We start from the raw sequence: 26066 nt of genomic DNA on the forward strand, positions 1-26066 counted from the left end.
GGTAGTGTGGGGTTTCCCCATGTGAGAGTAGGTCATCGTCAAGATTGAATTGCAGAACCCCGTTTGCGAAAGCAGATGGGGTTTTGTTTTTGCGCGCGGAAAACCACAGCGACCACTCGCGGGTGCTACACCTGCGCCCCCTCTGTTAGTCTTTGCCCCTCTCCAAGCGCCAAGGAAGCAGTTATGCCGGTGACATCCAACCTAAACCCCGGGTTCATGGTGGTTCATGGCAATCGCCTGGATGAACTGCGCAGCCTTGTGGTGTCGTGGATGCGGCGTTATCCGCTGACGCCTCTGGAGAACGAGGTCGCATTGGTGCAAAGCAACGGCATCGCCCAATGGTTGAAGCTTGCTTTGGCGGAGGATGCGCAGGATGACGATCAAGGTGGATGCGGCATCGCAGCGGCAATCGATGTTCAGCTGCCCGGCAGCTTCATGTGGCAGCTGTACCGCGCTGTGCTGGGCAAGGGTGAAATTCCTGAAACCTCGCTGCTCGACAAAGCCCCTCTGACCTGGCGCCTGATGCGGCTGCTGCCGGCGCTGATCGATCAACCTCATTTCGAGCCGCTGCAACGTTTTCTAACGGCCGACACTGATCTTCGCAAGCGCTATCAACTGTCGGAGCGGCTTGCCGATCTGTTTGACCAATACCAGGTGTATCGCGCCGACTGGCTAGAAGACTGGGCCGCGGGTCGCCATCAGCTGAAAAACGTAAGAGGGGAGATTACGCCGCTCAAACCCGAGAACTGCTGGCAGGCTGAGCTGTGGCGTGCGCTGCTCCACGATGTCGGGGCCGAGGGCATGGCCCAGAGTCGTGCCGGCGTGCATCAGCGTTATATCGAACGCATCAACGCCATGACTGAAGCGCCCGTCGAATTACCCGCGCGAGTCATCGTGTTCGGCATCTCCTCACTGCCCGCGCAGGCGCTGGAAGCCCTGGCCGGTCTGGCCCGTTTCAGTCAGGTGTTGTTGTGCGTGCACAATCCCTGTCGTCACCACTGGGCAGACATCGTGGCCGACAAGGATTTGCTGCGCCACGAATACAAGCGTCAGGTGCGCAAGGCTGGCATGCCCGTGGTGCTCAACCCCGATGCATTGCATCAGCATGCCCATCCGCTGCTTGCTGCGTGGGGTAAGCAGGGGCGCGATTACATCAACCTGCTGGACAGTCATGACGACCCCAACAGCTATCGCTCGATTTTCCGCGACGGCCGCATCGACCTGTTCAGCGAAAGCGAACCCAAGACCCTTCTCAACCAGTTGCAGGACGACATCCTGGAGCTTCGCCCATTGAGCGAAACCCGCGAGCTGTGGCCCGCGGTTGACCTGAAAACAGACCGATCCATCCGCTTTCATGTGGCCCACAGCGCTCAACGTGAAGTAGAAGTGCTGCACGATCAGTTACTCGCCCGTTTCAGCGCAGACCCGAACCTGCGACCTCGCGATGTGATCGTGATGGTGCCGGACATCGACAGCTACGCACCGCACATCCGCGCCGTGTTCGGTCAACTGGATCGTGATGACCGTCGCTTTATTCCCTTCACCCTGGCCGACCAGGGCCAACGCGGCCGCGACCCTTTGCTGATCGCGGTCGAGCACTTGCTTAAGATCCCCGACAGCCGCTTCCCGGTCAGCGAAATTCTTGATCTGCTCGACGTCCCCGCCTTAAGAGCACGTTTCGGAATTGATGAGCGTGACTTGTCGACCCTGCATCGCTGGATCGAAGGCGCAGGCGTACGTTGGGGACTCAACGCCAGTCAGCGTGAAGGTCTTGGCCTGCCCGAAGCCCTGGAGCAAAACAGCTGGCATTTCGGCCTGCGCCGTATGCTGCTGGGGTACGCCGTCGGAGCGGGCGTCGCCTATGACGATATCGAACCCTACGACGAGATCGGCGGACTGGACGCGGCACTCATCGGCCCGTTGGTTGCACTGATCGATGCGCTGCAAGTCGCCCACGCCGAGCTGTCGCGAGCCGCCACTCCTCCCGTCTGGGGCGCGCGTCTGCAAGCCCTCATGCAGCTGTTTTTCAGCGCCGACAGCGAGCACGATGACTACCTGCTCGGCCAGCTCGAAACCCTGCGCGAGACCTGGCTGGAAACGTGCGAAACCGTGGGCCTGCTAGAAGAACTACCGCTCACGGTGGCACGCGAAGCCTGGCTGGCCGGGCTCGATCAAGGGCGCCTGTCCCAGCGTTTCCTCGCGGGCTCCGTCAATTTCTGCACCTTGATGCCGATGCGTGCGATCCCCTTCAAGATCGTCTGTCTGCTGGGCATGAACGACGGCGATTACCCCCGTGCGCAACCGCCGCTGGATTTCGATCTGATGGGCAGCGATTACCGCCCAGGCGACCGTTCACGCCGTGAAGACGACCGCTATCTGTTGCTCGAAGCACTGCTATCGGCGCGCGATCAGCTGTATGTCAGCTGGGTAGGGCGCAGCATCCGCGACAACTCCGAGCGCCCCGCGTCGGTACTCATCGGCCAATTGCGCGATCACCTGGCCAGCGGTTGGCGACTGGCCAATGCGGTCGAACCTGAGGACGACAACAAGCGAGATCCCGGCCAGCAACTGTTGCACAAGCTGACCCTCGAACATCCGCTGCAGCCTTTCAACGCCAAGTATTTTCAAGAAAGTCTGGAGTTCTTCAGTTTTGCACGCGAATGGCAGGTGCTGCATGAGGCTGTCGCCGAAGCGGGAGAAATCAAGACGCTGGAAAGGCACGAGCAGGAGGAGCCGCTGAGCTTGATGCAGTTGCAGGACTTCCTGCGCAACCCGGTCAAACACTTCTTCAGTCAGCGTCTGAAAATCTTCTTCGAGGTGGCCGAAGCGCCTTTGGCCGAGGAGGAACCATTCGTGCTCGATGCCCTTGAGCGTTACGGTCTGAGTGACAGCCTGCTGCAAGCCGCGCTGTCTGCTCCGGAGAATCCGGGCGATTCCTTCAAGGCGCAGGCGATCCGCCTACAAGCCAGTGGTCTGCTGCCAATGGCAGGATTCGGCTCCCTGCTGCAAGACGAGTTGATCGAGCCGTTGCCGAATCTGGTTCAGCGTTATCATGAACTATTACTCAAATGGCCCGAGCGTCTGCACAGCGCGCTGCCAGTGACCTATGCGCATCAGCGCGTCGAACTCGACGGTTGGTTGGACGGCCTTTATCAAAATGCCCAAAACCAACTCTTGGCCGTCACCGCCATCCCGAACGCCATTGGCGGCAAGAAATCCCGCAAGTGGCATCGCCTGACCAAGCCTTGGGTCAACCATCTAGTGGCCAGCGCCTGCGATCTGCCGCTGACCACCGCGCTGGTCGCCAGCGACGAAACCCTGCTGTTGCCGCCCTTGGACAAACACATTGCAACCAGAACCCTCAACGACCTGCTGCTGGCCTGGCAACAGGGCATGCAACGGCCCTTGCCGGTCGCTGTGAAAACCGCTTTCGCGTGGTTGGGCCAGAGCGATGAAGTCAAGGCCGAAGCCGCTGCGCGCAAGGCTTATGAAGGCGACGGCCAGAACAGCAATGGCGAGCGAGCGCAAAGCACTGCGCTGTCCCGCCAGTTCCCGGATTTCGATGCGCTGCAGGGCAGCGAAGAGTTCGTCGGCTGGTGTGAGTCGCTGTACAAACCGATTTTCGAAGCGCCCTGGCAATCCCTGTCCAGCGAGGAGGTCGGCGCATGAGTGACGTCCAAAAGCCTTTGCCGTTACGCTTTCCGCTCAGGGGCAGCCAACTGATCGAGGCCAGCGCCGGCACCGGCAAGACCTTCACGATCTCGGCGCTGTACCTGCGTCTGGTGCTCGGGCACGGCAGCGAAGCTTCGGGTTTCAGTCGAGAATTGCTGCCCCCGCAAATTTTGGTGGTGACCTTCACCGATGCGGCGACCAAGGAACTGCGCGACCGTATTCGCACGCGGCTGGCCGAAGCAGCGCGCTTCTTCCGTCAGGAAATCGAAGCCCCCGACGCCCTGATTGCCGACCTGCGCGACGACTTCGAGCAGGGACAATGGGCCGGCTGCGCGAGTCGTCTGGACATCGCCGCGCAGTGGATGGACGAAGCGGCGGTGTCGACTATCCACAGCTGGTGTCAGCGCATGCTGCGCGAGCATGCTTTCGACAGCGGCAGCCTGTTTACCCAGAGCCTGGAAACCGACCACAGCGATTTGTTGAGCGAAGTGCTGCGCGATTACTGGCGCAAGTTCTGCTACCCCATGACCGGCGATGCGCTCAATTGGGTGCGTGACAATTGGGGCGGTCCAGCGGCTTTATTGCCAAAGGTTCGGGCATTGTTTGGCAGCGATCGTGCGACCGTCACTCAATCCCCGACGCAACTGATCGAAGCATCGATTCAAGAGCGGCGCGAAACGCTGAGAATCCTGAAATCCCCCTGGGCCAATTGGGCGGCCGAGCTGCACGCCATTTGCCTGGACGGCGTGGCGTGCAAGGTCGTCGATGGCCGCAAGATGCAGGAGCGCTATTTCAGGCCCTGGTTCGACAAGCTGATTGCCTGGGCCAACGATGACGAACAGGAGCAGTTGGATCTCGGCACCGGTTTCTCGCGCCTGACCCCTGATGGCATCGCCGAGGCCTGGAAAAACAACCCGCCGTCGCACCCGGCTTTCGAGGCGATGGTCGAGCTGAAAGTCGCCCTCGACACGCTGCCAACCCCCGACGCCGCGGTGCTTGAACATGCCGCGCAATGGGTCGGCGCACGCTTCGAAGAGGAGAAGCGCCGTCGTGCCGAGATGGGCTTCGATGACATGCTGTTGCGTCTGGATGCTGCGCTGCGTGGCGCCGGCGGCGAGCGTTTGGCGACCTTGATCCGCGAGCAGTTTCCCGTCGCGCTGATCGACGAATTCCAGGACACCGACCCTGTGCAGTACCGGATATTCGACAGTATTTATCGCCTGCACGACAACGATGAAAGCACCGGTCTGTTCCTGATCGGCGACCCCAAACAGGCGATTTATGCCTTCCGCGGCGCCGACATCTACACCTACCTACGCGCGCGTTCCGCGACCACGGGGCGCCTGCACACGCTGGGCACCAACTTCCGCTCAAGCCACGCGATGGTCGAGGCGGTGAACCATGTGTTCGTGCGCGCTGAAAAGAGCCCGGCCGGGCGCGGCGCGTTTCTGTTTCGCACCGACGGCGACAATCCGGTGCCATTCCTCGCAGTAGGTTCGCAGGGGCGCAAGGAAAGCTTTCAGCTCGACGGCAATGTCGGCGCAGCGCTGAACATCTGGCAGCTCCAAAGCGATCAGCCGGTCTCGGGCGCTGTGTATCGTCAGCAAATGGCCGCCAGTTGCGCGAGTGAGATCGTTCGCTTGCTCAACGCCGGGCAACAAGGTCGCGCCGGTTTTGCCAAAATCGGTGAACCGCTGAAGGCCCTGCGACCCGCCGACATCGCGATTCTCGTGCGTGATGGCAAGGAAGCCCAAGCGGTGCGCGCCGAGCTGTCGGCCCGTGGCGTGCGCAGTGTTTACCTCTCCGACAAGGATTCGGTGTTCGCCGCGCAGGAGGCCCACGACCTGTTGGCCTGGCTAAAGGCCTGTGCCGAGCCGGACGCCGAGCGTACCCTTCGTGCCGCGTTGGCCTGCATCACTCTCAACTTGCCGCTAGCTGAGCTTGAGCTGCTGAACCAGGATGAACTGGCGTGGGAAAACCGCGTCATGCAGTTCCGCGACTACCGCCGTATCTGGCGCACCCAGGGCGTGCTGCCGATGCTGCGTCGCCTGCTGCACGACTTCAAACTGCCTCAGGCGTTGATCCAGCGCACCGATGGCGAACGGGTCTTGACCAACCTGCTGCACCTTTCTGAATTAATGCAACAGGCTGCGGCCGAACTCGATGGCGAGCAAGCGCTGATCCGCCATCTGGGCGAGCATCTGGCGCTGTCCGGGCAAGCGGGTGAAGAGCAGATTCTGCGCCTGGAAAGCGACGAGCAACTGGTCAAGGTCGTGACCATTCACAAGTCCAAAGGCCTGGAATACCCACTGGTGTTTCTGCCCTTCGTCTGCTCGACCAAACCGGTGGATGGCAGCCGACTGCCGCTGCATTTTCATGACCCCGAGGGGCATGCACAAATCAGCCTCAAGCCAACTGCGGCATTGATTGAACAGGCCGACGACGAGCGTCTCGCCGAGGATCTGCGCCTGCTGTATGTGGCCCTCACTCGCGCGCAGCACGCTTGCTGGCTGGGCGTCGCCGACATCAAGCGCGGCAACACCAATGGCTCGATTCTGCATCGTTCGGCGCTGGGCTATCTGCTCGGCGCAGGCGAGGCTCTGGCTGACTCGACAGGGCTCACCCAGTGGTTGCAATCGCTGGCCGACGACCAGCCGACGCTGCATGTCGAAGCCGTGCCTGCGCCAACCGCCGGGACCTTCAGCGCGCCCCGCAGCGAAGTCGCCTTGAGCAAACCGCGCGTGCCTCGGCGCAGCGCCCGGGAGAATTGGTGGATTGCCTCCTACAGCGCCTTGCGCATTGGCGACACCATCACTGACAGCGGCGATCAGTCCCCCGACAGCCCACAAGCGCAAAAGCTGTTCGACGACGAGCGCCTGGACCCGGATTTGCCCCGCGAGACCCTGGCCAGTGGCGGCGACATCCACCGATTCCCGCGCGGGCCCAACCCCGGCACCTTCCTTCACGGCTTGCTGGAGTGGGCAGGGGAGAAGGGCTTCGCGGCTGCCGCTGATGATCCGGCAGCGCTGGAAAAAGTCGTCGCGCAACGCTGCAATCGACGCGACTGGAAGGGCTGGATCAATACCCTGACCGACTGGCTCGCGCATCTGTTGAGCCTGCCTTTGCGTCTGGGAGCCGATGTGCAGCCAGTCGCGTTGAGCGAGCTGGATCAGCCGAATCAGTACCGCGTGGAGATGGAGTTCTGGTTCGCCTGCTCGAAAGTCGATGTGGCGCAGATGGACGCGCTGGTGCGTCGTCATACCCACAACGGCGCGCCTCGTGCGGCGGCGGAAACCGTCTCGCTCAATGGCATGTTCAAGGGCTTCATCGACCTGACGTTCGAGCATCAGGGCCGCTATTACGTGGCCGATTACAAATCCAACTGGCTGGGTGTCGACGATGATGCCTACACCATCGCTGCGATGGAAAACGCGATTCTGGACAGTCGTTATGACCTGCAATACGTGCTCTATCTGCTGGCTCTGCATCGTCAGCTCAAGGCGCGCCTGGCCGATTACGACTACGACCTGCACATGGGCGGCGCGGTGTATCTGTTCGTGCGTGGCAGTCGGGCGGCGAGTCAGGGTGCGTGGTTTACCCGGCCACCTCGGGAGCTGATCGAAAGTCTGGATCTGTTGTTTCAGGGGCGCCCCCTGCTCGATGAAACAGTGTTGTCAGGAGACCTCGCATGAACCGTACTTTCGCCCACTTGCTCCCGACTCCGCTGGACGCCGAAAGCCTCGCTGCGCTCAAGCCCCTGAGCCACGTCGACGACTTGTTGCTGTTGCTGGAGCGCTGGGTCGAGCGCGGCTGGTTGCGTGCGCTGGACAAAGCCTTCGTGGCGTTTCTGGCGGATCTCGATCCGGCCGCTGATTCATTGGTGTTGCTGGCAGCGGCGCTGACCAGCCATCAACTGGGGCATGGGCATGTTTGTCTGGACCTTTACGAAACGCTGAAAGAGCCTGATTTCGCCTTGTCGCTGCCGCCCGAGGGGGACGTGTTGTCGACCCCGATGTTGCTGCCCTCCACGCTGCTCAGGGCGCTGGACGGTGCGACCTGGTGTCAGGCGCTGGCCGAGAGTCTGCTGGTGGCCAAGGCTGGCGATGACAGCGCAACGGCAGCGCAGAAACCTCTGGTGTTGTCAGACAGGCGTTTGTACCTGCGCCGCTATTGGACCTACGAGCGCCGGATCGATGCGGCGCTGCATCGTCGGCTGGCGCAGAGCGAGCCTGCGCCGAGCGACTTGGCAAAGCGTCTGGAGGCGCTGTTCGGGCCGGCCGATCCTGCGTTCGACGCGCTGATCGACTGGCAAAAACTGGCCTGTGCGCTGGCGACGCGCGGGGCGTTCAGCATCATCACCGGTGGCCCCGGTACCGGCAAGACCACCACGGTTGTGCGGCTGCTGGCGCTGCTGCAATCGCCCGCGGTGGAGCATGGCAAGCCGCTGCGTATTCGTCTGGCGGCGCCGACCGGCAAGGCGGCGGCGCGGCTGACCGAGTCCATCAGTCATCAGGTGCGGTCGCTGCAGGTGCCGGAAGACGTGCGACAGAAAATCCCCAGCGACGTCACCACTGTGCATCGCTTGCTCGGCAGCCGTCCGGGCACCCGGCACTTCCGCCACCATGCAGGCAACCCGCTGCCGCTGGATGTGTTGGTCGTCGACGAAGCCTCGATGATCGACCTGGAAATGATGGCCAATTTGCTCGACGCGCTGCCGCCTCACGCGCGCATGGTGCTGCTTGGCGACAAGGATCAGCTCGCTTCGGTGGAAGCCGGGGCGGTGCTCGGCGACCTGTGCCGCGATGCCGAAGCCGGCATGTACAGCCCAAAGACTCAGGCATGGCTGGAGTCGGTGAGTGGCGAGGATTTGAGCAAGAGCGGACTGCAACAGGGCGATGATCAACGACATGCCTTGGCCCAGCAGGTGGTGATGCTGCGTCACTCCCGGCGATTTGTGGCGGGCAGCGGGATTGGGCAGTTGGCAAAGCTGGTCAACCAGCAGCAGGATCAGGATGCCCGTGCGCTGCTCGCGGGGCGCACCCATGCGGATCTGTTTTCCCTGGCACTCAAGGGCGAGCAGGATCGCGCCCTGTCGCGCCTGTTGCTGGACGGTCACGGCAATGGCCCGCACGGTTACCGGCACTATCTGGGCGTGATGCGCGCGCAGCGACCAGAGAACTTAACCTCGATCGAAGACCCGCGTGGCATCGAGTGGGCGCGAAACGTCTTGAATGCGTTCGACGAGTTCCAACTGCTCTGCGCCGTGCGCAAGGGACCATGGGGCGTTGAAGGTTTGAACCAGCGCATCACGCAGACGCTGTTCGCGGCGCAGATGATCGAGAGTGATCAGCAGTGGTACGAAGGGCGCCCGGTGCTGATGACGCGCAACGATTACGGCCTGGGGCTGATGAACGGCGACATCGGCATTGCACTGCGTTTGCCGGAGGGGCCGGTAGAAGAAAATCGCCAGGCGCTGCGCGTGGCCTTCCCGCGCAACGACGGCAGCGGCGGGGTGCGCTTCGTGCTGCCGAGCCGGTTGAACGACGTGGAAACGGTGTACGCCATGACGGTGCACAAATCCCAGGGCTCCGAGTTCGCGCACACCGCGCTGATCCTGCCGGAGGCATTGAATCCGGTGCTGACCAAGGAGCTGATCTACACCGGCATCACCCGGGCGAAGAACTGGTTCAGCCTGATCGAACCGCGCCAGGGCGTTTTCGAAGAAGCGCTGCGGCGTAAGGTCAAGCGCTTGAGCGGGCTGATGTTGGGGGTGTGACCTTTGGGGATGTACTGCAACCTGCGGGAGTGAGCTTGCTCACGCAGGGTCAGTACATCCGCAACAGATGCAGTGTCTGAACATCAGCCTTCGTGAGCAAGCTCGCTCCTACAGGGGTTGTTGGACATCGAATCCGACTGGGCTCAAGCCTCCTTACGCACCAGCTCCTGCTGCCCGACCCCGCCGTCCAGCCCCATGAATTTGCGCACCCGTTCGCCGCACTGGTCGGCGAGGATGGCCTGGGGTGAGGCATCGACCTGAACCACGCCGTTTTCCATGAAGATCACCCGGTCGGAAATCGACAGGGCGAAGTCCATTTCGTGAGTGACGATGAGCATGGTCATGCCTTCTTTTGCCAAGTCGCCGATGACTTTGAGCACATCGCCCACCAATTCAGGGTCGAGCGCGGAAGTGGGTTCGTCGAACAGCATGATCTGTGGGTCCATCGCCAGCGCGCGGGCAATCGCCACGCGCTGCTGCTGGCCACCCGAAAGCTGATGGGGATATTTATGCGCATGGGCCAACAGGCCGACCTTGTCGAGCAACGCATAGGCCCGTTGCTCGCTGATGGCCTTGTCGCGACCGTGATAGCGCGGCGCCAGGGTCACGTTGTCGAGGATGGTACGGTGGGGGAACAGGTTGAAGTTCTGGAACACCATGCCGATGCGCTGCACGCCGCGACGAATCTGCGGCGCGTTGGTGCTGTCGCCGGCATGGATGAAGCCTTCGCCGAAAAGAATGATCTCGCCCTTGTCGATGGTCTCCAGGCTGTTCACGGTGCGGATCAATGAGGTTTTGCCGGAACCGGAAGGCCCGATGATCGAGATCACCTGGCCGATGCCGACCTCCAGGTTGATGCCCTTGAGCACTTCGTGATGGCCGTAGCTTTTGTGGATATCGACCAACTGCAATGCAGGCGCCGAGCCCGGACCTGCATCAGGCTGGCGGGGTTTTACAGCCTGCGCGACCAGCGTTGAGCGCAAACGGCTGACCGCGCTATCGTCGAGGGTTTGTGGCTTGCGGTTGTTCAGTTCCAGATGCTGTTCGAGCCAGTGGAACAGCCAGCCGAACACCGTGACGATCATCACGTAATACACCGCCACCGCCGAGAGGGTTTCCATTACCAGAAAGTTTTGCGCATACAGGCGCTGGCCGACGGTCAGCAGTTCGGTCAGGGAAATCACTGACACCAGCGAGGTCAGTTTCACCACGGTGATGTATTCGTTAATCAGCGTCGGCAGGGAAATGCGGAAAGCCTGGGGTATCACGATCAGACGCTGCATGCCGATCAGGCCTACGCCCAACGCGCGCCCAGCTTCCTTCTGGCCTTTGGCGACCGAAATCAGACCGCCGCGGTGAATCTCTGCCATGTACGCCGCTTCCGTGACGACCAGCGCCAACAATCCGGAATAGAAGGGGTTGGACAGCACTTCGCGGGTGATCGGAAACATTTGCGGCAGGTTGTAGGTAAACACCACCAGCACCAACAGCGGGACGCTGCGGAAGAACCAGATATAAATCGACGCCGGCACGCTGATCCAGCGTGTGGTCGAGAGCTTGGCCGAGGCCAGCAGAAACCCCAGCAGCATGCCGATGAACCAGCCCAGGGCACTGAGTTCGATCACCGTGATGCAGGATTCCCAGAAGTCCGAGACCGAGAACAGCGAAAAAAAGTAGGACCATTCGAATTGCATACACACACCTCAGCGGGGGCAGGTCCCTGCGGGGGATACCTTGTCAAACACGATTCCCTGTGGAAGTGAGCTTGCTCGCGAAGGCAGACTTCCGGCCATGACAAATGCGCTGGATCGACGGACCTCTTCGTGAGCAAGCCCACTCCCGCAGGGGTGAAGCGTCAGCCTTTAATTACTCGGCTCTTCCAGGTTGTACTTCTTCAGCAGCGCTGCGTACTCACCGGATTTCTTGGTCTCGTCGAAGGCTTTCAACAGCGCCTGATACAGCTCGTCGTTGCCCTTCTTCACGTAGATGCCCAGGGTCTGCTGGTAGATCGAATGCTCGGTGCTGACCACCACGCGGCCTTTGGTGCGTTCGGCGATCATGCCGGCGGCGCCGTCGATTTCCACCTGTGCCTGAACGTTGCCGGACAGCAGCGCCTGGGTCACCTCAGGAGCGGACGGGAATTCGCTGACCGAGATCGCGCCCTTGTTGTTCGGCACGCAGTAATCGGTCGAGAGCTTGTTGAACTGGGCCACCCAGGTCGTGCCTTTTTCCAGACCGACTTTCAGGCCACAGAGGTCTTCCGGCACCTTGGGTTTAACTGTGCTGTCTTTGAGGACCATGATCGCCGCGCCAGTCTTGGCATAGGCGATGGTTTGCGCCTGGGTCTGACGTTCAGGGGTGATGTACATCCCCGAAATGATCGCGTCGTAGTGACCGGCATTGAGGCTCAGGATCAGGCTTGAGAACTTGGTGTCGACGAACTCGGCCGCAAGGTCCATGTGCTTGGCCAACAGGCGCGACAAATCCGGATCGGAACCGACGACGTTTTTCTTCTCGTCATACGATTCGAACGGCGGATAGGTGATTTCCATGCCGACCTTGAACTGGCCGGGCGTTACGGTGGTGGCGGCCTGGGCTGCTGTGCCGAAAGCAGTGGCGCCCATCACGGCGGCGGCAAGAACGGTCAAGCGGACAGCAGTGTTCAAAGTGTTGCGCATCGTCGGTGACTCCACGTCAGGAAGGTAAGGCACGGTGTGTTTGGATATCTTCTGCAGCATCAGGACGCGTCCTGTGCCTGGTTCTTCAAGTGGCCGAAGCTCGAAGGCTTGCGCGCCTTTTCGTACAGTTTCAGCTCGCCGCGCTCGACCTTGCGGCGCAAGTACTGATAGGTCTGCAAGGCTTGGCCGAACATGTGTTCGCCGATGGTGATTTCTTCGTAATCGGTATTGCCGCTGGCAAATTGGGGCAACGGCTTGATCTGAGTGTGGAAGTCGCAGGCGAAGAACAGCGGGAACGAGTAGCGCTCCTCGCTGACGGTGCGTACCCGATGAGCCGTAGCAACGAACGTACCAGCCGTCATGACCTCCAGCATGTCGCCGATATTGACCACGAATGCGCCCTCGACCGGAGGTGCGTCGATCCACTGCCCCAGATCGTTCATCACTTCCAGGCCCGGCTTGTCGGCCAGCAGCATGGTGAAGCACTCGTAATCGGTGTGTGCACCAATACCGGGCGCATCCTGCGCAGCGTCGTCGAACGGGTAGTGAATCAGGCGAAGCTTGGACGGCGGGCGCGTGACCATCGCCTCGAAATAACCTTCCTCAAGGCCCAACGCCAGGGCGAAGCCATCGAACAGGCGACGGCCCAAGGCGAACACAGCGGCGTAATAGGCTTCGACAGCTGGACGAAACCCCGGCAGGTCGGGCCATTCGTTGGCGCCGATCAGCGGGGTTCTGGCGATCACCAGCGGGTCTTCATCGCCGACCTCGAAGCCAATGTCGAAGGCTTCCTTGTGATCCGGCTTGCCCTTGGCGTACACCTCTTCGCCTTCCGGCACGAAGCCCTTGTGACTGCGCGAAGTGCCGATGTAGTGCTGCATCTTGTAGTCCAGGGTCTGAGCAAACAGATCCTTGGCCGCCCGGCGCAGGCCATCGATCAGCGATTGCTCGATGCCGTGGTTCTTGACGTACAGAAACCCCACTTCGCGCGCAGCCTTGCCCAGTTGATCGGCGACGGCCTGACGCTGGACGATGTCGGCGCTGAACAGACCGGCAATGTCGACCACCGGAATGCTGTTGAAGTTGGCGACTTTCGGTGCAGCCGCTTGAGACTGATCAGACATGGCGAAACGCTCCTTATCGGCTTGTTGTATGGGTCAGGCGCTCAAAGTGTTCACGTTCGGTCTTGCCCATCCACACGTTCAGCGACCACAGATCAGCCACCGGGACATTGGTAAAAGGCAGGTGATGCAGGTAACCGTCGGCGCCGAACTCCGGGGTTAGCGTGGTGACCTGGTAACCGCGCGCCTGCTGGGATCTCCACACCGCTTCCCAGTGCTGCTGATGGAAAGCCAGTTCGGCGGCACGCTCCGGTGCGGCAGGGTGTGGGACTTGCGGGCCCTGGTCATAGCCGACCCGAGCCTGAATGTGATGGACGCGTTCGACGAACGCGCTGAGGTCGTCTTCCGGATCGTTGAGCAGCCGCTCGCAAGTGACGATCCAGTGGCTGATGTCGCTGGTGAATCGCAGATCCGGCAGCTGGCGAATCAGCTCCAGAGTCACCCATGGATTAAACAGCGAGCGCGCGCGATGGGTTTCGAACGTGACCATCTGGCCCTGCTTGCTTGCCAGTTCCAGCGCCTGGCCGAAGAAGTCGACCTGCTGCGGCAGCTGCCAACGATCGTTGCCGGCCAGGACGTTGACGAAACGCGGGGTGAGTTCGGAAGACCAGGCGAGTTTCTGTTCCAGATCGGTCAAGTGCTCGGCGGTGGTCGCCGATTGTTCAGGCAGGACGTCGTAGGCGGTGAACACCGTGGCGATGTAGGGCAAGTGGTTGGCCCGCAGAAAGGCGCCGAACTCGGCCCGTTCAGCCGGCGTCAGCGGCAGGCGCGCTTCCATGCCATCGAACCCGGCCTCCAGCAGCTCATCGAGCGCTTGAGCCTTGCTGGCGGCGTAGCCCCACATCGTGCGGAAGATTTCCAGTTTCATCGAACGTCCTCAAAGATTGCGTGACACATGACATAGCTTCGCCACGGCACAGGGGCCGAAACGGGTTACAGCGGCAGTCACATCAGAAAAGGCAATCTTTGGGCCGTGTCTCTACTGGACGGGCTCCTTTATTGGGGCCGATCTTAGGTTCGGCCGATGAACGGAAAGAATAGGAAAGCTCAAATGCATAGTTCAGAGATTTCTAAACTATGGTGGCGAGGGGCGATCTAGACGCGGATGCTGGTACCTCGGATAACCTGTGGGAGTGAGCTTGCTCACGAATGCGGTATTTCATTCGCGCAACAGCGTGTGGATGTAGCGGCCTATCCGTGAGCAAGCTTACTCCCACAGGATTGTGTTGTGCCGGAAAGGGATTCCAGCCGCCAGATTAGACGTTCAATCCACGAAGGTCATGATCTTGGATTCCCCCACCAGAAACGCCTGATTGCGCTCGGTGGTCTGGCGGATGTAATCCCATAACAACGTGATCCGCTTCAACTTCCTCAAATCCTCCCGGCAATACATCCAGAACTGCCGCGTGATGTTCACCTCGGTTTCCAGTACTGGCAGCAACCGTGAATCCTGCGCCGCGAGAAAGCACGGGAGGATTGCCAGTGCCCGGCCCTGCAACGCGGCGACGTATTGGGCGATGACGCTGGTGCTGCGCAGATGGGCGTGGACATCGGGAAGCAGGTTGTTTAGGTAGAGCAGTTCTGGGCTGAACGCCAGGTCGTCGACGTAGCTGATGAAAGGGTGCCCGGCCAGGTCTTCGACCTTGTTGATCGGCGCGTTGCGGTCCAGGTATTCCTGCGTCGCGTAGAGCCTCAGGTTGTAGTCGCACAGCTTGCAGCAGACGTAAGGCCCATGTTCCGGTCGCTCCAGAGCGATGACGATGTCGGCCTCGCGCTTGGACAGGCTGATGAAATGCGGCAGCGGCAGGATGTCCACCGAGATGGCCGGGTAGGTATTGGTGAAGTGGCTCAACTGCGGGGTGATAAAGAAACTGCCAAAGCCTTCGGTACAGCCCATGCGCACGTGACCGGACAGCGCGACGCCGGAACCGGACACCTGCTCGCAAGCGATGTGCAGGGTGCTTTCGATGGATTCGGCCGAACCCAGCAGGCGCTGGCCTTCGGCAGTGAGGACGAAGCCGTTGGTGCGCGACTTTTCGAATAGCAGCGTGCCCAGCGATGTCTCCAACGAACTGATGCGCCGGGACACGGTGGTGTAGTCCACCGCCAGGCGCTTGGCCGCTGAACTGGCCTTGCGCGTGCGCGCCACTTCGAGAAAAAACTTCAAGTCATCCCAGTTCAAAGCGCTCAGGGAGGTGATGTTTTTTTGCATGTCGAACCTGCTTTTATGTGCGTTCTTATTAGAAGTTTGCATATCTATACTCCGAACTACGGGCCAGACCAAGGTCGTACGTTCGACACGGATATTGAACCGCACACAAATCCTGATAGGAGCGCGCTTGCCCGCGAAGGCGAGGATTCTGTAAAGCGGCGCTGAATGACACACCTCCATCGTAAGCAAGCGCGTTCCTATATGGACCATTGGAAATTCAGAGAGATACGCTTTACTCAAAACCGCCCCACCCACATGCCATAACACCCTGCACAACAATAATAAGCGGAGGAGTTTATGAAGAACGCTATACCGGCGGACGCAAGCGCACTCGATGCCAGCACCGCAAAGAACAAGACTCGATCCTACCGGCTAGCCGGGGCAGCCAGCATGGCTGGCACCACCATCGAGTGGTACGACTTTTTCCTCTACGGCACGGCTGCCGCGCTGATCTTCAACAAAATATTCTTTCCTGCACTGGACCCGATCATCGGTGTGCTGGCGGCGTTCGCCACCTATGCCGTGGGCTTTCTCGGGCGGCCCTTGGGCGGGATCGTATTCGGGCACTTCGGCGACAAGATCGGTCGCAAATCCATGCTGCTGTTCACTCTGATGCTGATGGGGATTCCGACCATCGTCATCGGCCTGATTCCGACGTATCAGCAGATCGGCTACTGGGCAGCGGTGATCCTCGTAGCCATGCGTTTTCTGCAAGGCATGGCAGTGGGCGGCGAATGGGGAGGCGCAGTATTGATGGCCGTCGAGCACGCGCCGGAAGGCAAGAAAGGCTTCTATGGCAGCCTGCCGCAGACCGGTGTTGGCGCAGGGCTGGTCCTGGCCTCGCTGGCGATGGCAATGGTCGCGAAATTGTCCGAAGCCGACATGCTCAGTTGGGGCTGGCGCATCCCGTTTCTTGCCAGCGTCGTGTTGCTGGGCGTGGGTTGGCTGATTCGCCTGAAAGTCCCCGAATCTCCTGATTTCGAGAAACTCAAAAAGGACAACATCGCGGTCAGGGTTCCGTTGTTCAAAGTGTTCCGCGATCACCCCCGAGAAACCCTGACCATCATCGGCGCGCGCACCGCCGAAAACGCCTGGTTCTACATGTCGGTGACCTTCGCCCTGGCCTATGCCGCCAATCAGTTGCAGATCCCCCGCGCCGATGTGTTGGGCGCCATTACCGCAGGGGCCGCGCTGTCGCTGGTGACCATGCCGTTGTGTGGGCACATTTCCGACAGGGTCGGCCAGAAGCGCCTGTACTTCGCAGGGCTGTTGCTGCTCTGCGCTTTCATCTACCCCTTCTTCGCCATGCTCGGCACCCGCGATCCGGTCCTGGTCTGGTGGGCGATGGTGCTGGCGGTGGGCGTGGTGTTTCCGATTCTGTACGCGCCCGAATCGCTGCTGTTCGCCCGTCAGTTCCCCGCTGAAATCCGCTATAGCGGCATCTCGGTTTCCGTCCAGTTGGCAGGCGTTCTGGGCGGTGGGTTCGCGCCGATGATTGCCACGCAGTTGTTGGCCATGGGCGGTGGCAATCCGCATTACGTGATCGTGTACCTGATCGCAATGGCGCTGATTGCACTGGTTTGTACGGCGCTGATGAAGCGCGACCCGCCACGAAACCCGCTTCTGTAGCCGCACGGCCTGGCGGCGCTCCGATGCTGGCGATGGCGGAGGTGATGCGCTGCCGCCGGCAAGCCGGATGGCTGGCCGTATGTGTGGTTTCAAAACGCCTGCTTCGCAGTTGAATTTGCCTTATCGACACTGCCTGGGCGGTGCCGCATCGAATGGAGAAACTTGCAATGAATGTTTCACTCAGCAACATTTCACAACAGCAGAACACCACCACAGTGGCCCACGTAAAACTGCTGATCGACGGCCAGTGGGTCGATTCGCAGACCAGCGAATGGCTGGACGTGGTCAACCCCGCCACTCAGCAAGTGCTGGCCAAAGTACCGTTCGCCACTACCGCTGAAGTCGCCGCTGCCGTCGCTGCCGCGCAGAAAGCGTTCAAGACCTGGCGTCACACCCCCATCGGCGCGCGCATGCGCATCATGCTCAAGCTTCAGGCATTGATTCGCGAACACTCCAAGCGCATTGCCACGGTGCTCAGCGCCGAACAGGGCAAGACCATCGCCGATGCCGAGGGCGATATTTTCCGTGGCCTGGAAGTGGTCGAGCACGCGTGCTCCATCGGCACGTTACAAATGGGCGAGTTTGCCGAGAACGTGGCAGGCGGCGTCGATACCTACACGCTGCGTCAGCCAATCGGCGTCTGCGCAGGCATCACGCCGTTCAACTTCCCGGCGATGATCCCGCTGTGGATGTTTCCGATGGCCATCGTCTGCGGCAACACCTTTGTGCTCAAACCGTCCGAGCAGGACCCGATGTCGACCATGCTGCTGGTCGAACTGGCGGTTGAAGCGGGGGTGCCGGCGGGCGTGCTCAACGTCGTGCACGGCGGCAAGGAAGTGGTCGACGCGATCTGCACCCACAAGGACATCAAGGCGGTGTCGTTCGTGGGTTCGACAGCGGTCGGCACCCATGTCTACGATCTGGCGGGCAAACACGGCAAGCGCGTGCAGTCGATGATGGGCGCGAAAAACCACGCAGTCGTCCTGCCGGATGCCAATCGCGAACAGACCCTCAATGCCTTGGTCGGCGCAGGGTTCGGTGCGGCCGGGCAACGTTGCATGGCGACGTCGGTAGTCGTGCTGGTCGGCGCATCGAAGAAGTGGATTGCCGACCTGAAAGCGTTGGCGCAGAAACTCAAGGTCAATGCGGGCAGCGAGCCGGGCACCGACGTTGGGCCGGTGATTTCCAAACGTGCGAAACAGCGGATTCTCGAACTGATCGAAAGCGGCGTGAAGGAAGGCGCGACGCTTGAACTGGACGGCCGTGACATCAAGGTCGCCCGTTACGAGGACGGCAACTTCGTCGGACCGACCCTGTTCACCGGCGTGACCACCCAGATGCAGATCTACACTCAGGAAATCTTCGGCCCGGTGCTGGTGGTGCTGGAGGTCGACACGCTGGATCAGGCCATCGAACTGGTCAACGCCAACCCGTTCGGCAATGGCGTCGGCCTGTTCACCCAGAGTGGCGCGGCGGCGCGCAAATTCCAGAACGAGATCGATGTCGGCCAGGTGGGTATCAATATCCCGATTCCAGTGCCGGTGCCGTTCTTCAGCTTCACTGGTTCGCGCGGCTCCAAACTCGGCGATCTGGGGCCGTACGGCAAACAGGTGGTGCAGTTCTACACTCAGACCAAGACCGTCACCAGCCGCTGGTTCGATGACGACAGCGTGAATGACGGGGTGAACACGACGATCAATTTGCGTTGATTCAACCCAGCGCGTCGAACTCAATGATGGAAGCGAGCTTGCTCGCGAATGGCCATATCAGGCGATAGAGCTGCTTTGTATGAATGTCTTCGCGAGCAAGTTCGCTCCCACCGTTGATAAGTGTTGGATGGGTCATCGGATCTGAATCTGAAAAGGAGAACAACAATGAAAATCGCATTTATCGGTCTGGGCAATATGGGGGCGCCGATGGCGCGGAACCTCATCCGGGCCGGGCATCAACTGCACCTGTTCGACCTCAATCAGCAAGTGCTGGCTGAACTTGCCGAGTTGGGCAGCCGCATCAGCGAGTCACCCAAACACGCAGCACAGGGCGCAGAACTGGTCATCACCATGCTGCCTGCCGCCGCTCACGTGCGCGCGGTGTACCTGAATGAAGACGGCGTGCTGGCGGGGATCTCCGCAGGCGTGCCCGTGGTGGATTGCAGCACCATCGATCCGCAGACTATTCGCGATGTGGCGGCGGTGGCGGCCAAGCGGGGCGTGGTGGTCGGCGATGCACCGGTGTCTGGTGGAACGGGCGGCGCGCAGGCCGGGACCTTGACCTTCATGGTGGGTGCCAGTCTGGAACACTTCACCGTGCTCAAGCCGATCCTCGCGCAGATGGGCCGCAACATCGTGCACTGCGGCGACGTCGGCACCGGCCAGATCGCCAAGATCTGCAACAACATGCTGCTGGGGATTTCCATGATCGGCGTCGCCGAAGCCATGGCGCTGGGCAATTCCCTGGGCATCGACACCGGCATTCTGGCCAACATCATCAACAGCTCGACCGGGCGGTGCTGGAGTTCGGAGATCTACAACCCATGGCCGGGTGTCGTCGAAACCGCGCCTGCTTCGCGGGGCTACACCGGCGGATTTGGCGCCGAACTGATGCTCAAGGACCTGGGGCTGGCGACCGAAGCGGCGAAGGTTGCGCATCAGCCGGTAGTGCTCGGGGCAGTGGCTCAGCAGCTGTATCAGGCGATGAGCTTGCGTGGGGATGGCGGGAAGGATTTCTCGGCGGTGATTGAGGGGTATTTGAAGAAGTAGATGTTGATCGTTCTGCGCTGAATCCAGAGCACTCGTCGTCCTGTGGGCGCTTGGGGAGCTTACGACGGCGGCGAAGGTGGCATGTCTGACACACCGCATTCGCCACCGTCGTCACTACCGGAAACGCCCACAAATATCACTTAAAGTCAGCAGCTCTGAGTTCGGCTTCAACCTCGTGGTCCGTCGTAATCCTTGGCCCACTTCTCCTGCGCCACCAGGTGCTGCTTGAATCGCGCGATTTGCTCGGCCACCCGCACCGGCGAGGTTCCACCCCAGCCACTGCGCGCGGCGAGGGCAGCTTCCAGCGTCAGACTCTGCAACACGTCGGGCGTCAGGCGTGCATCGGTGTCGGCAAGCATCTCGGCCGTCAGCTCTTGCAGGCCAATGTCCTGCGCTTCACACAGCTGCACCAGTTGCCCCGTAATTTCGTGAGCCTCCTTGAAGGGCACACCGCGCACCGCCAACCAGTCGGCGACTTCGGTGGCGAGGGTGAACCCTAACGGCGCCTGACGCAGCAATTGCTCCTTGCGCACGGTCATGGTCCGCACCATCCCGGCAAACGCTGGCAGCACCAGATTCAGCGTGTCCACTGCATCGAAGATCGCGTGCTTGTCCTCGCTCAAATCGCGGTTGTAAGACAGCGGCTGCGCCTTGAGCACCGACAGAATCGCCGTCAGCGAACCGATCAGACGCCCGGATTTGCCCCGCGCCAGTTCGGCGATATCCGGGTTCTTCTTCTGCGGCATGATCGAGCTGCCCGTAGCGTAAGCGTCGTCTAGATCGACCCAGCGAAACTGCCGTGAGGTCCAGATGCAAAACTCCTCGGCCATGCGCGAAATGTTGATGCCCAGCATGCTGGCGCTGAACAGGAACTCGGCCACGTGATCGCGACTGGCGACGGCATCGATCGAGTTCTCACACGGGCCGGCATAACCCAGTTCCGCTGCCGAGCTTTGCAGGTCGCGGGCGATTGCCGAGCCCGCCATTGCCGCCGCGCCGAGAGGTGAAAGGTTGAAGCGCTTGTCCCAATCCTGCAGGCGCTGGATGTCACGATGAATCGCCTGGGCGTGAGCCATCAGATGATGGGCGAATACGATCGGCTGCGCCTGCTGTAGATGGGTGAAGCCCGGCGCGATGGTGTTGATGTGTTGCTCGGCCTGACTGACCAGGGCGTTTTGCAGGTCGAGAATCGACAACGTCAGTTGGCGAATTTGATCGCGCAGAAACAGCCGCATGTCGTTGGCTGTCTGGTCATTGCGCGAGCGACCGGCGCGCAGCTTGCCACCCAGCGCGCCGAGGCGTTCAGTCAGCAGTCGTTCGATGAAGGTGTGCACGTCTTCGTCGGCCGCGATGGGCTGGATTTTGCCTGCGGCGAAGTCGTCGTTGATCGACTCGAGGGTGGCGATGATGCGTCGAGTTTCGTCCGCGTCCAGCAGGCCGGCGCGTTCAAGCTCGTGGGCGTGAGCCTTGGAGCCGGCGACGTCATAGGGCGTCATGCGGAAATACACGCTGGGCGAGCGCGACAGGTTGGCCATTGCCGGGGCCGGACCGGATTTGAACCGCGCCCCCCACAGGCGCTCAGTAGCATCAGACATTAGCCATTTCCCTCAAATACGTGGATTGCTGGCGAACCAGGCGTCGACGACGTCTGGGGATGCTAGGAAATACCCGGAGTGGGGGGAATGTTACAAATGGCAAGTGCACTTGGCAGAAATGGAAACCTGCTCAGGCATCACCGACGATGTTTTAGCTCAAATCACCGAGCATGCGGTCATGTTGGGGTTCGACGGGTGACCACTGCGTTCGCTCCTGGCCCGATAATCCTCGCACGCATTGTTCACACAGGTCTGAATGCTCAAGGCTATCTGGTCCAGCACTGGCTTTGGAATTCGCTGGGTGTTGACCACGGTGCTGATCTCGATACGAGGCAATGGAGGCAACAGCGAGCTGTGAATGACAGGGATGGCCTGGGGTACGAACGAGCGCTCGCTCAGGCCAATACCCGCACCGGCATTGATGGCGTTGAATACCGAGAAGTTCGAGTCGGACGTAAACCCTACATGGGCTTCGATATTGGCGTCTTTCAAGGCGTTGATCGAAATCTCCCGGCACACGCAGCCGGCGGGAAAATGCACCAGTGGAATCGGTTGCCCGGGGTTGACCAGTGTTTCGTCACCGATCCAGCACAATTCTTCGAAACGGATAGGGTCGGCGTTCTCGATGTGCTCGCCTTCCCGGGTTGCGATGATCGCAAGGTCCAGCAACCCCTGCTCCATATCCTTGATCAGCAGTTTGGAGGTCTTGCAGGTCACGCTAATGTGGACAGCGGTTGGCAACTGTTTGACGGACTTGATGATGTCGTGAAGAAAGAACAACGAATAATCATCGGGCAGCCCCAGGCGAAGTTCGTAGCTGCGTGCTTTCTCTTTGAGGCTGAACAGGTTGTCGTTCATCGCCAGTATCTTTTCGGCCGTCAGCAGCACTTCTTCACCGATAGGCGTGAGTTTGAAACCCTGATCACCGCGTTGAAACAGTTGCAGCTCCAGCAGTTCTTCAAGTTTCTTGATCTGCATGCTGACGGCGGGTGGGGTTTTGCACAGCACCACCGAAGAGCGGGTGATGCTTCGGGTTTCGCTCACGGATTTGAAGGTGCGCCACAGATTGGTATCGACATCGAAGATTCGGGACATGGCTTCCTTTCCTTGGCTCGACTCATCTTGCGGTTGAGATCAATCCACTGGCCGCATGCTGTATAGGACCGTGTGTACTTCCACACCGCCGACGTTGCTCACATAAGAGCTGTTTGACGTTTGAGCCTGGGCAGCTTGAGTCAGTGCGCCCAGTGAGTGAAAGAATAATGCAGTGGCTGTAAATTTCATGTCCAGTCGTCCCTGAAATTCAGTGCGGCGCAGTGTTTCATTTTTCGCACAGGCTGTCTGTTCAGGTTTTTTGAAGGGCCTTCAATTTTTTTGAATGGGGCAAATCCGGCACACTCGCTAAGCTCGCGTTTTGGAGGAATGACGATGAGCGCGACGAAAACATTCAGCGAGTTGCATCGCAAAGGCAGTCCCATGTTCGTCATGCCCAACGCGTGGTGTGAGGGCAGCGCCCGTTTGATCGAGCAATTGGGCTACCCAAGTCTGGGCACCACGAGCGCAGGTATCGCGTATGCCAGGGGATACCGCGATTCCTCCCCTGCCATGGACAATGAAATGCGGTTCGAAAGCCTGACGCGCATCGTTCACGCAGTTCGCGTCCCGGTGAGCGCTGATCTGGAGAACGGCCTTGCCAGCACGCCGGAGGGTGTGGCCAACAACTTCCTGCGCGCTTGGCAAGCAGGCTGTGCTGGCGCCTCGCTGGAAGACATTGCCGATTACAGCGATCCCCACTCTTTAGTGTTTTTCGATCTGGCCGAGGCCTGCGAACGCGTGCGCAGCGCTTGCGAGACTGTGAAGGCCAGAGACCCTGAGTTTGTCGTGACTGCCCGGACTGATTATCTGCTCGGGCCGCACGAATATTCACTGAACAAGGTCATCGAACGTCTGGTTGCGTTTGAGCGCGCAGGCGCCGATTGCCTGTTCGCGCCGGGGTTGAAAACCATGGCAGATCTGGCAACGGTGCAGGCCCAATTGTGCAAACCGGTCAGCGTATTGCCGGTGCCGGGAATGACGCTCGATAAGCTGGTGATCGCCGGGGTTCAACGGGTAAGCCTGGGGAGCGCACTGTTCCGCGCAGCTTACAAGCAGATCCAGACCATCCTGGCCGAGCTTGATGAGCCGACCGGGATGGATTTCATGCCACGTGCATTGACGTCGGAGCATCTGGACACGGTGATGCGCTGACAATCGACCTTGCAAAGGACGCCATGTCGGCGAGGGGTGAGCGCGGTCAGGCAAACACGAAATACTTGCGCACGGTCTCCACCACTTCCCACGTGCCTTTCATGCCCGGCTCTACGATGAACTTGTCGCCCGCCTTCAAGTGAATCGGCTGCTGACCCTCAGGGGTGATGATGCAGTAGCCTTCCTGAAAGTCGCAGTACTCCCACTTCACGTATTCGACGAACCATTTCCCCGGCGTGCAGATCCAGGTGCCCATGATCTTCTGTCCGTCGGCGCTGGTGTAGGCGTTGAGGTTGACGGTGTGCGGGTCGCCGCCAATGCGTTCCCATTTGCAGGCGTCGATGACGGGCAGTGGCGTGGTGTCGCGAAGAACGGTGATCGGGTTGCTCATGACAGCTCCAGAAAAGGTGGCGAAAGTTGCGCTCGCACACCTTAGGGGCGTCTGGCCGGGGTCAGTTGTCTGGGCTCGACATCGGGGTGCCCAGAAACGCAGTTTCCCCACGCAGATGACGCACCAGCGCCTTGGCGTATTCGGGGAGAGCGTCGAAGTCGGGCGCGCATAACAGCAGCGTGCGATCGGCCCAGCTGTCGCTCAGGGGCACGCTTTTCAGCAAGTCGGCCTGCTGAAAACGCTGGAGCGCTGCCACGGGCACAACCCCCAGACCGGCGCCGCGCAACACCATGCGCAGTACGCCGTCGTAGCTTTCGGCGCGGATGCGGGTCTTGATTCGATGGCCCAGATGCAACGCCTGTTCCTCAAGGTAAATGGCCATTGCGCTGTTTACCCCAAGCCCTACGAATTCGTGATTCAGCGCCTGGCTGAAGCGCAGGCTGGGGTGCCCGGCCAATGGGTGGTCGATCGGCATGATCAGCGTCAGCGGATCGGCACAGAATGGCAAGGTCTGCAGATCGCTGGCGTCCACCGCGTTGGAGATGATACCGATGTCCGCTGTGCCGTGGCGCACAGCGTGGAGGATGCGCAGGCTGGGGTGCTCTTCCAGATGAATGTCGATGTTCGGATGACAGGCGAGAAACTCCGCCAGACGCTCCGGCAGGTACTCGCTCAGGGCCGAGGTGTTGCACAGCAGGCGAATCTGACCTTTGAAGCCTTGAGCGTAATCGGTGAGGTCCGCTTGCAGGCGCTCGACTTGTTGCAGAATCAGCCGTGCGTGTTGCGCCAGTGCCTTGCCTGCGGCGGTCGGCGTGACGCCGCGTCGACCGCGCTCGTACAGGGCGATACCCAAGGCCGACTCCAGCCCGCGAATCCGCGCACTGGCTGAGGCGAGCGACAAGTGACTGAGCGCGGCACCGGCGGTGATGTTGCCGGCCTTGGTCACGTTGAGGAAAAGCTTCAGGTCGATCAGGTCGAAGTGCATGGCTGCTCGCGTTATACCGGATGATGAACCATTGTGGGAGCGAGCTTGCTCGCGAAGGCGTCTTTCAGGCACTTGTGATGACGATTGATATAACGTCTTCGCGAGCAAGCTCGTTCCCCCAGGTACAGCGCATGTTCAGCGCATTATGAACGTAGGCTATGCCCTGAACGAAGGCTGGCTCAATATATCGCAGATTCAAAAAAGTCGCGCCCGGGCTCACGATAGCCCTATGAATACCTTCCTCGCGCTTTATCAAAACATTGGCTGGAGCCTGTCAGCCTTGGTCCTGCTGGCCTTTCTGCTGGCCGGCACGGTCAAGGGTGTGATCGGCATGGGATTGCCTACCGTTGCCATGGGGTTGCTCGGTGTGGCTATGTTGCCGGCGCAGGCTGCGGCATTGCTGTTGATTCCATCGACCTTCACCAATCTCTGGCAACTGGCGGCGGGCGGGCATCTGCGCAGTTCATGCAAACGACTTTGGCCACTGCTGACGATGATCGTCGTCGGCACCGGGCTGGGTTCCTATGTGCTCGGCATGGGCGGCGCGCACAGCATGGGCGGGGCATTGGGCGGGGCGCTGTTTGTCTATGCGCTGTGTGGGCGGTTTCTGCCGACGCTCCAGGTGCCGCCCCGCGCAGAGTTCTGGCTGGGGCCGTTGTGCGGTTTGATCACCGGGCTGATCACATCGGCCACCGGCGTGTTCGTGATTCCGGCGGTGCCGTATATCCAGGGCCTGGGTCTGGATCGCAACCAACTGGTGCAAGCGCTGGGGCTGTCGTTCACCGTTTCCAGCCTGGCTCTGGGGGCCGGTTTGTTCTGGAATGGCGCGTTGGGCAGCGCCGAAATGAGCGCCTCATTGCTGGCGGTCATTCCGGCGTTGCTCGGCATGATGCTCGGCCAGTGGCTACGGCAGCGCATCAGCGCCTTGCTGTTCAAGCGCGTGTTCTTTATCGGCATGGCGATGCTGGGCCTGCATCTGCTGATCGCGGGTTGAAGGCCAC

The 26066-nt window shown here is 60.6% G+C and carries 17 protein-coding genes; 8 read left to right on the top strand and 9 right to left on the bottom strand.

Features of this window, described 5'->3' with window-relative positions:
* The first annotated feature begins 183 nt into the window (after positions 1-183).
* From recC to recD, 3 genes are read left to right on the top strand one after another with little or no spacing between them, the layout of a single operon-like run.
* Positions 184-3669 (top strand): exodeoxyribonuclease V subunit gamma, encoded by a 3486-nt coding sequence (gene recC / locus CE491_RS04260; protein ID WP_110947116.1) that lies wholly within the window; start codon positions 184-186, stop codon positions 3667-3669.
* Positions 3666-7364, top strand: a complete 3699-nt coding sequence (gene recB / locus CE491_RS04265) for an exodeoxyribonuclease V subunit beta (protein ID WP_110947117.1) — start codon at positions 3666-3668, stop codon at positions 7362-7364. The genes recC and recB overlap by 4 nt, the downstream gene beginning before the upstream one ends.
* Positions 7361-9448, top strand: a complete 2088-nt coding sequence (gene recD, locus CE491_RS04270; protein WP_110947118.1) for an exodeoxyribonuclease V subunit alpha — start codon at positions 7361-7363, stop codon at positions 9446-9448. Before recB ends, recD begins: the two co-directional genes overlap by 4 nt.
* A gap of 143 nt (positions 9449-9591) precedes the next feature.
* Here recD and CE491_RS31025 read toward each other — a convergent pair whose 3' ends face one another.
* From CE491_RS31025 to CE491_RS04295, 5 genes are all read right to left on the bottom strand, one after another.
* Positions 9592-11142, bottom strand: coding sequence for an amino acid ABC transporter permease/ATP-binding protein (locus tag CE491_RS31025; RefSeq protein WP_110947119.1), 1551 nt, complete (start codon positions 11140-11142; stop codon positions 9592-9594).
* Between the two features lie 168 nt (positions 11143-11310).
* Entirely contained in the window at positions 11311-12126 is an 816-nt protein-coding gene (locus tag CE491_RS04280) for an ABC transporter substrate-binding protein (RefSeq protein WP_110947146.1), read from the bottom strand.
* A gap of 59 nt (positions 12127-12185) precedes the next feature.
* Positions 12186-13250, bottom strand: a complete 1065-nt coding sequence (locus CE491_RS04285) for an isopenicillin N synthase family dioxygenase (protein ID WP_110947120.1) — start codon at positions 13248-13250, stop codon at positions 12186-12188.
* Positions 13251-13263: 13 nt separating this feature from the next.
* Complete coding sequence (locus tag CE491_RS04290) at positions 13264-14115, bottom strand: sugar phosphate isomerase/epimerase family protein (protein ID WP_110947121.1); 852 nt, start codon at positions 14113-14115, stop codon at positions 13264-13266.
* 396 nt (positions 14116-14511) lie between these two features.
* The gene (locus tag CE491_RS04295; RefSeq protein WP_199884988.1) at positions 14512-15459 is read right to left on the bottom strand and encodes a LysR family transcriptional regulator; all 948 of its coding nucleotides are present in this window, start codon (positions 15457-15459) and stop codon (positions 14512-14514) included.
* A gap of 297 nt (positions 15460-15756) precedes the next feature.
* Here CE491_RS04295 and CE491_RS04300 point away from each other — a divergent pair, with 297 nt between their 5' ends.
* From CE491_RS04300 to mmsB, 3 genes are all read left to right on the top strand, one after another.
* Positions 15757-17088: an MFS transporter gene (locus CE491_RS04300; protein WP_110947123.1), complete on the top strand. Its 1332-nt coding sequence runs from the start codon at positions 15757-15759 to the stop codon at positions 17086-17088.
* A 167-nt stretch (positions 17089-17255) separates the two neighbouring features.
* Complete coding sequence (locus tag CE491_RS04305; RefSeq protein ID WP_110947124.1) at positions 17256-18797, top strand: CoA-acylating methylmalonate-semialdehyde dehydrogenase; 1542 nt, start codon at positions 17256-17258, stop codon at positions 18795-18797.
* 165 nt (positions 18798-18962) lie between these two features.
* Positions 18963-19847 (top strand): 3-hydroxyisobutyrate dehydrogenase, encoded by an 885-nt coding sequence (gene mmsB / locus CE491_RS04310; RefSeq protein ID WP_110947125.1) that lies wholly within the window; start codon positions 18963-18965, stop codon positions 19845-19847.
* A gap of 167 nt (positions 19848-20014) precedes the next feature.
* On the opposite strand, the gene argH is transcribed toward mmsB, so the two are convergent.
* Complete coding sequence (gene argH / locus CE491_RS04315) at positions 20015-21442, bottom strand: argininosuccinate lyase (protein ID WP_110947126.1); 1428 nt, start codon at positions 21440-21442, stop codon at positions 20015-20017.
* A gap of 156 nt (positions 21443-21598) precedes the next feature.
* Positions 21599-22537, bottom strand: a complete 939-nt coding sequence (locus tag CE491_RS04320; RefSeq protein ID WP_110947127.1) for a LysR family transcriptional regulator — start codon at positions 22535-22537, stop codon at positions 21599-21601.
* A gap of 333 nt (positions 22538-22870) precedes the next feature.
* Between CE491_RS04320 and CE491_RS04325 the strand changes: the two genes are divergently transcribed.
* Positions 22871-23689, top strand: coding sequence for an isocitrate lyase/PEP mutase family protein (locus tag CE491_RS04325; RefSeq protein WP_110947128.1), 819 nt, complete (start codon positions 22871-22873; stop codon positions 23687-23689).
* A 46-nt stretch (positions 23690-23735) separates the two neighbouring features.
* On the opposite strand, the gene CE491_RS04330 is transcribed toward CE491_RS04325, so the two are convergent.
* Together CE491_RS04330 and CE491_RS04335 are read right to left on the bottom strand one after the other, a co-directional pair.
* Positions 23736-24080: a cupin domain-containing protein gene (locus CE491_RS04330; RefSeq protein ID WP_110947129.1), complete on the bottom strand. Its 345-nt coding sequence runs from the start codon at positions 24078-24080 to the stop codon at positions 23736-23738.
* 61 nt (positions 24081-24141) lie between these two features.
* On the bottom strand, positions 24142-25065 hold the full coding sequence (locus tag CE491_RS04335) for a LysR substrate-binding domain-containing protein (protein WP_110947130.1): 924 nt from the start codon (positions 25063-25065) through the stop codon (positions 24142-24144).
* Between the two features lie 229 nt (positions 25066-25294).
* Between CE491_RS04335 and CE491_RS04340 the strand changes: the two genes are divergently transcribed.
* Positions 25295-26059: a sulfite exporter TauE/SafE family protein gene (locus tag CE491_RS04340; protein ID WP_110947131.1), complete on the top strand. Its 765-nt coding sequence runs from the start codon at positions 25295-25297 to the stop codon at positions 26057-26059.
* Positions 26060-26066 lie beyond the last annotated feature (7 nt).

The organism is Pseudomonas bohemica (assembly GCF_002934685.1).
GTDB lineage: Bacteria > Pseudomonadota > Gammaproteobacteria > Pseudomonadales > Pseudomonadaceae > Aquipseudomonas > Aquipseudomonas bohemica.

Coding starts and splice junctions, on each gene's coding strand:
- recC (WP_110947116.1), top strand. CDS start 184: ATGCCGGTGACATCCAACCTAAACCCCGGGTTCATGGTGGTTCATGGC.
- recB (WP_110947117.1), top strand. CDS start 3,666: ATGAGTGACGTCCAAAAGCCTTTGCCGTTACGCTTTCCGCTCAGGGGC.
- recD (WP_110947118.1), top strand. CDS start 7,361: ATGAACCGTACTTTCGCCCACTTGCTCCCGACTCCGCTGGACGCCGAA.
- CE491_RS31025 (WP_110947119.1), bottom strand. CDS start 11,142: ATGCAATTCGAATGGTCCTACTTTTTTTCGCTGTTCTCGGTCTCGGAC.
- CE491_RS04280 (WP_110947146.1), bottom strand. CDS start 12,126: ATGCGCAACACTTTGAACACTGCTGTCCGCTTGACCGTTCTTGCCGCC.
- CE491_RS04285 (WP_110947120.1), bottom strand. CDS start 13,250: ATGTCTGATCAGTCTCAAGCGGCTGCACCGAAAGTCGCCAACTTCAAC.
- CE491_RS04290 (WP_110947121.1), bottom strand. CDS start 14,115: ATGAAACTGGAAATCTTCCGCACGATGTGGGGCTACGCCGCCAGCAAG.
- CE491_RS04295 (WP_199884988.1), bottom strand. CDS start 15,459: ATGCAAAAAAACATCACCTCCCTGAGCGCTTTGAACTGGGATGACTTG.
- CE491_RS04300 (WP_110947123.1), top strand. CDS start 15,757: ATGAAGAACGCTATACCGGCGGACGCAAGCGCACTCGATGCCAGCACC.
- CE491_RS04305 (WP_110947124.1), top strand. CDS start 17,256: ATGAATGTTTCACTCAGCAACATTTCACAACAGCAGAACACCACCACA.
- mmsB (WP_110947125.1), top strand. CDS start 18,963: ATGAAAATCGCATTTATCGGTCTGGGCAATATGGGGGCGCCGATGGCG.
- argH (WP_110947126.1), bottom strand. CDS start 21,442: ATGTCTGATGCTACTGAGCGCCTGTGGGGGGCGCGGTTCAAATCCGGT.
- CE491_RS04320 (WP_110947127.1), bottom strand. CDS start 22,537: ATGTCCCGAATCTTCGATGTCGATACCAATCTGTGGCGCACCTTCAAA.
- CE491_RS04325 (WP_110947128.1), top strand. CDS start 22,871: ATGAGCGCGACGAAAACATTCAGCGAGTTGCATCGCAAAGGCAGTCCC.
- CE491_RS04330 (WP_110947129.1), bottom strand. CDS start 24,080: ATGAGCAACCCGATCACCGTTCTTCGCGACACCACGCCACTGCCCGTC.
- CE491_RS04335 (WP_110947130.1), bottom strand. CDS start 25,065: ATGCACTTCGACCTGATCGACCTGAAGCTTTTCCTCAACGTGACCAAG.
- CE491_RS04340 (WP_110947131.1), top strand. CDS start 25,295: ATGAATACCTTCCTCGCGCTTTATCAAAACATTGGCTGGAGCCTGTCA.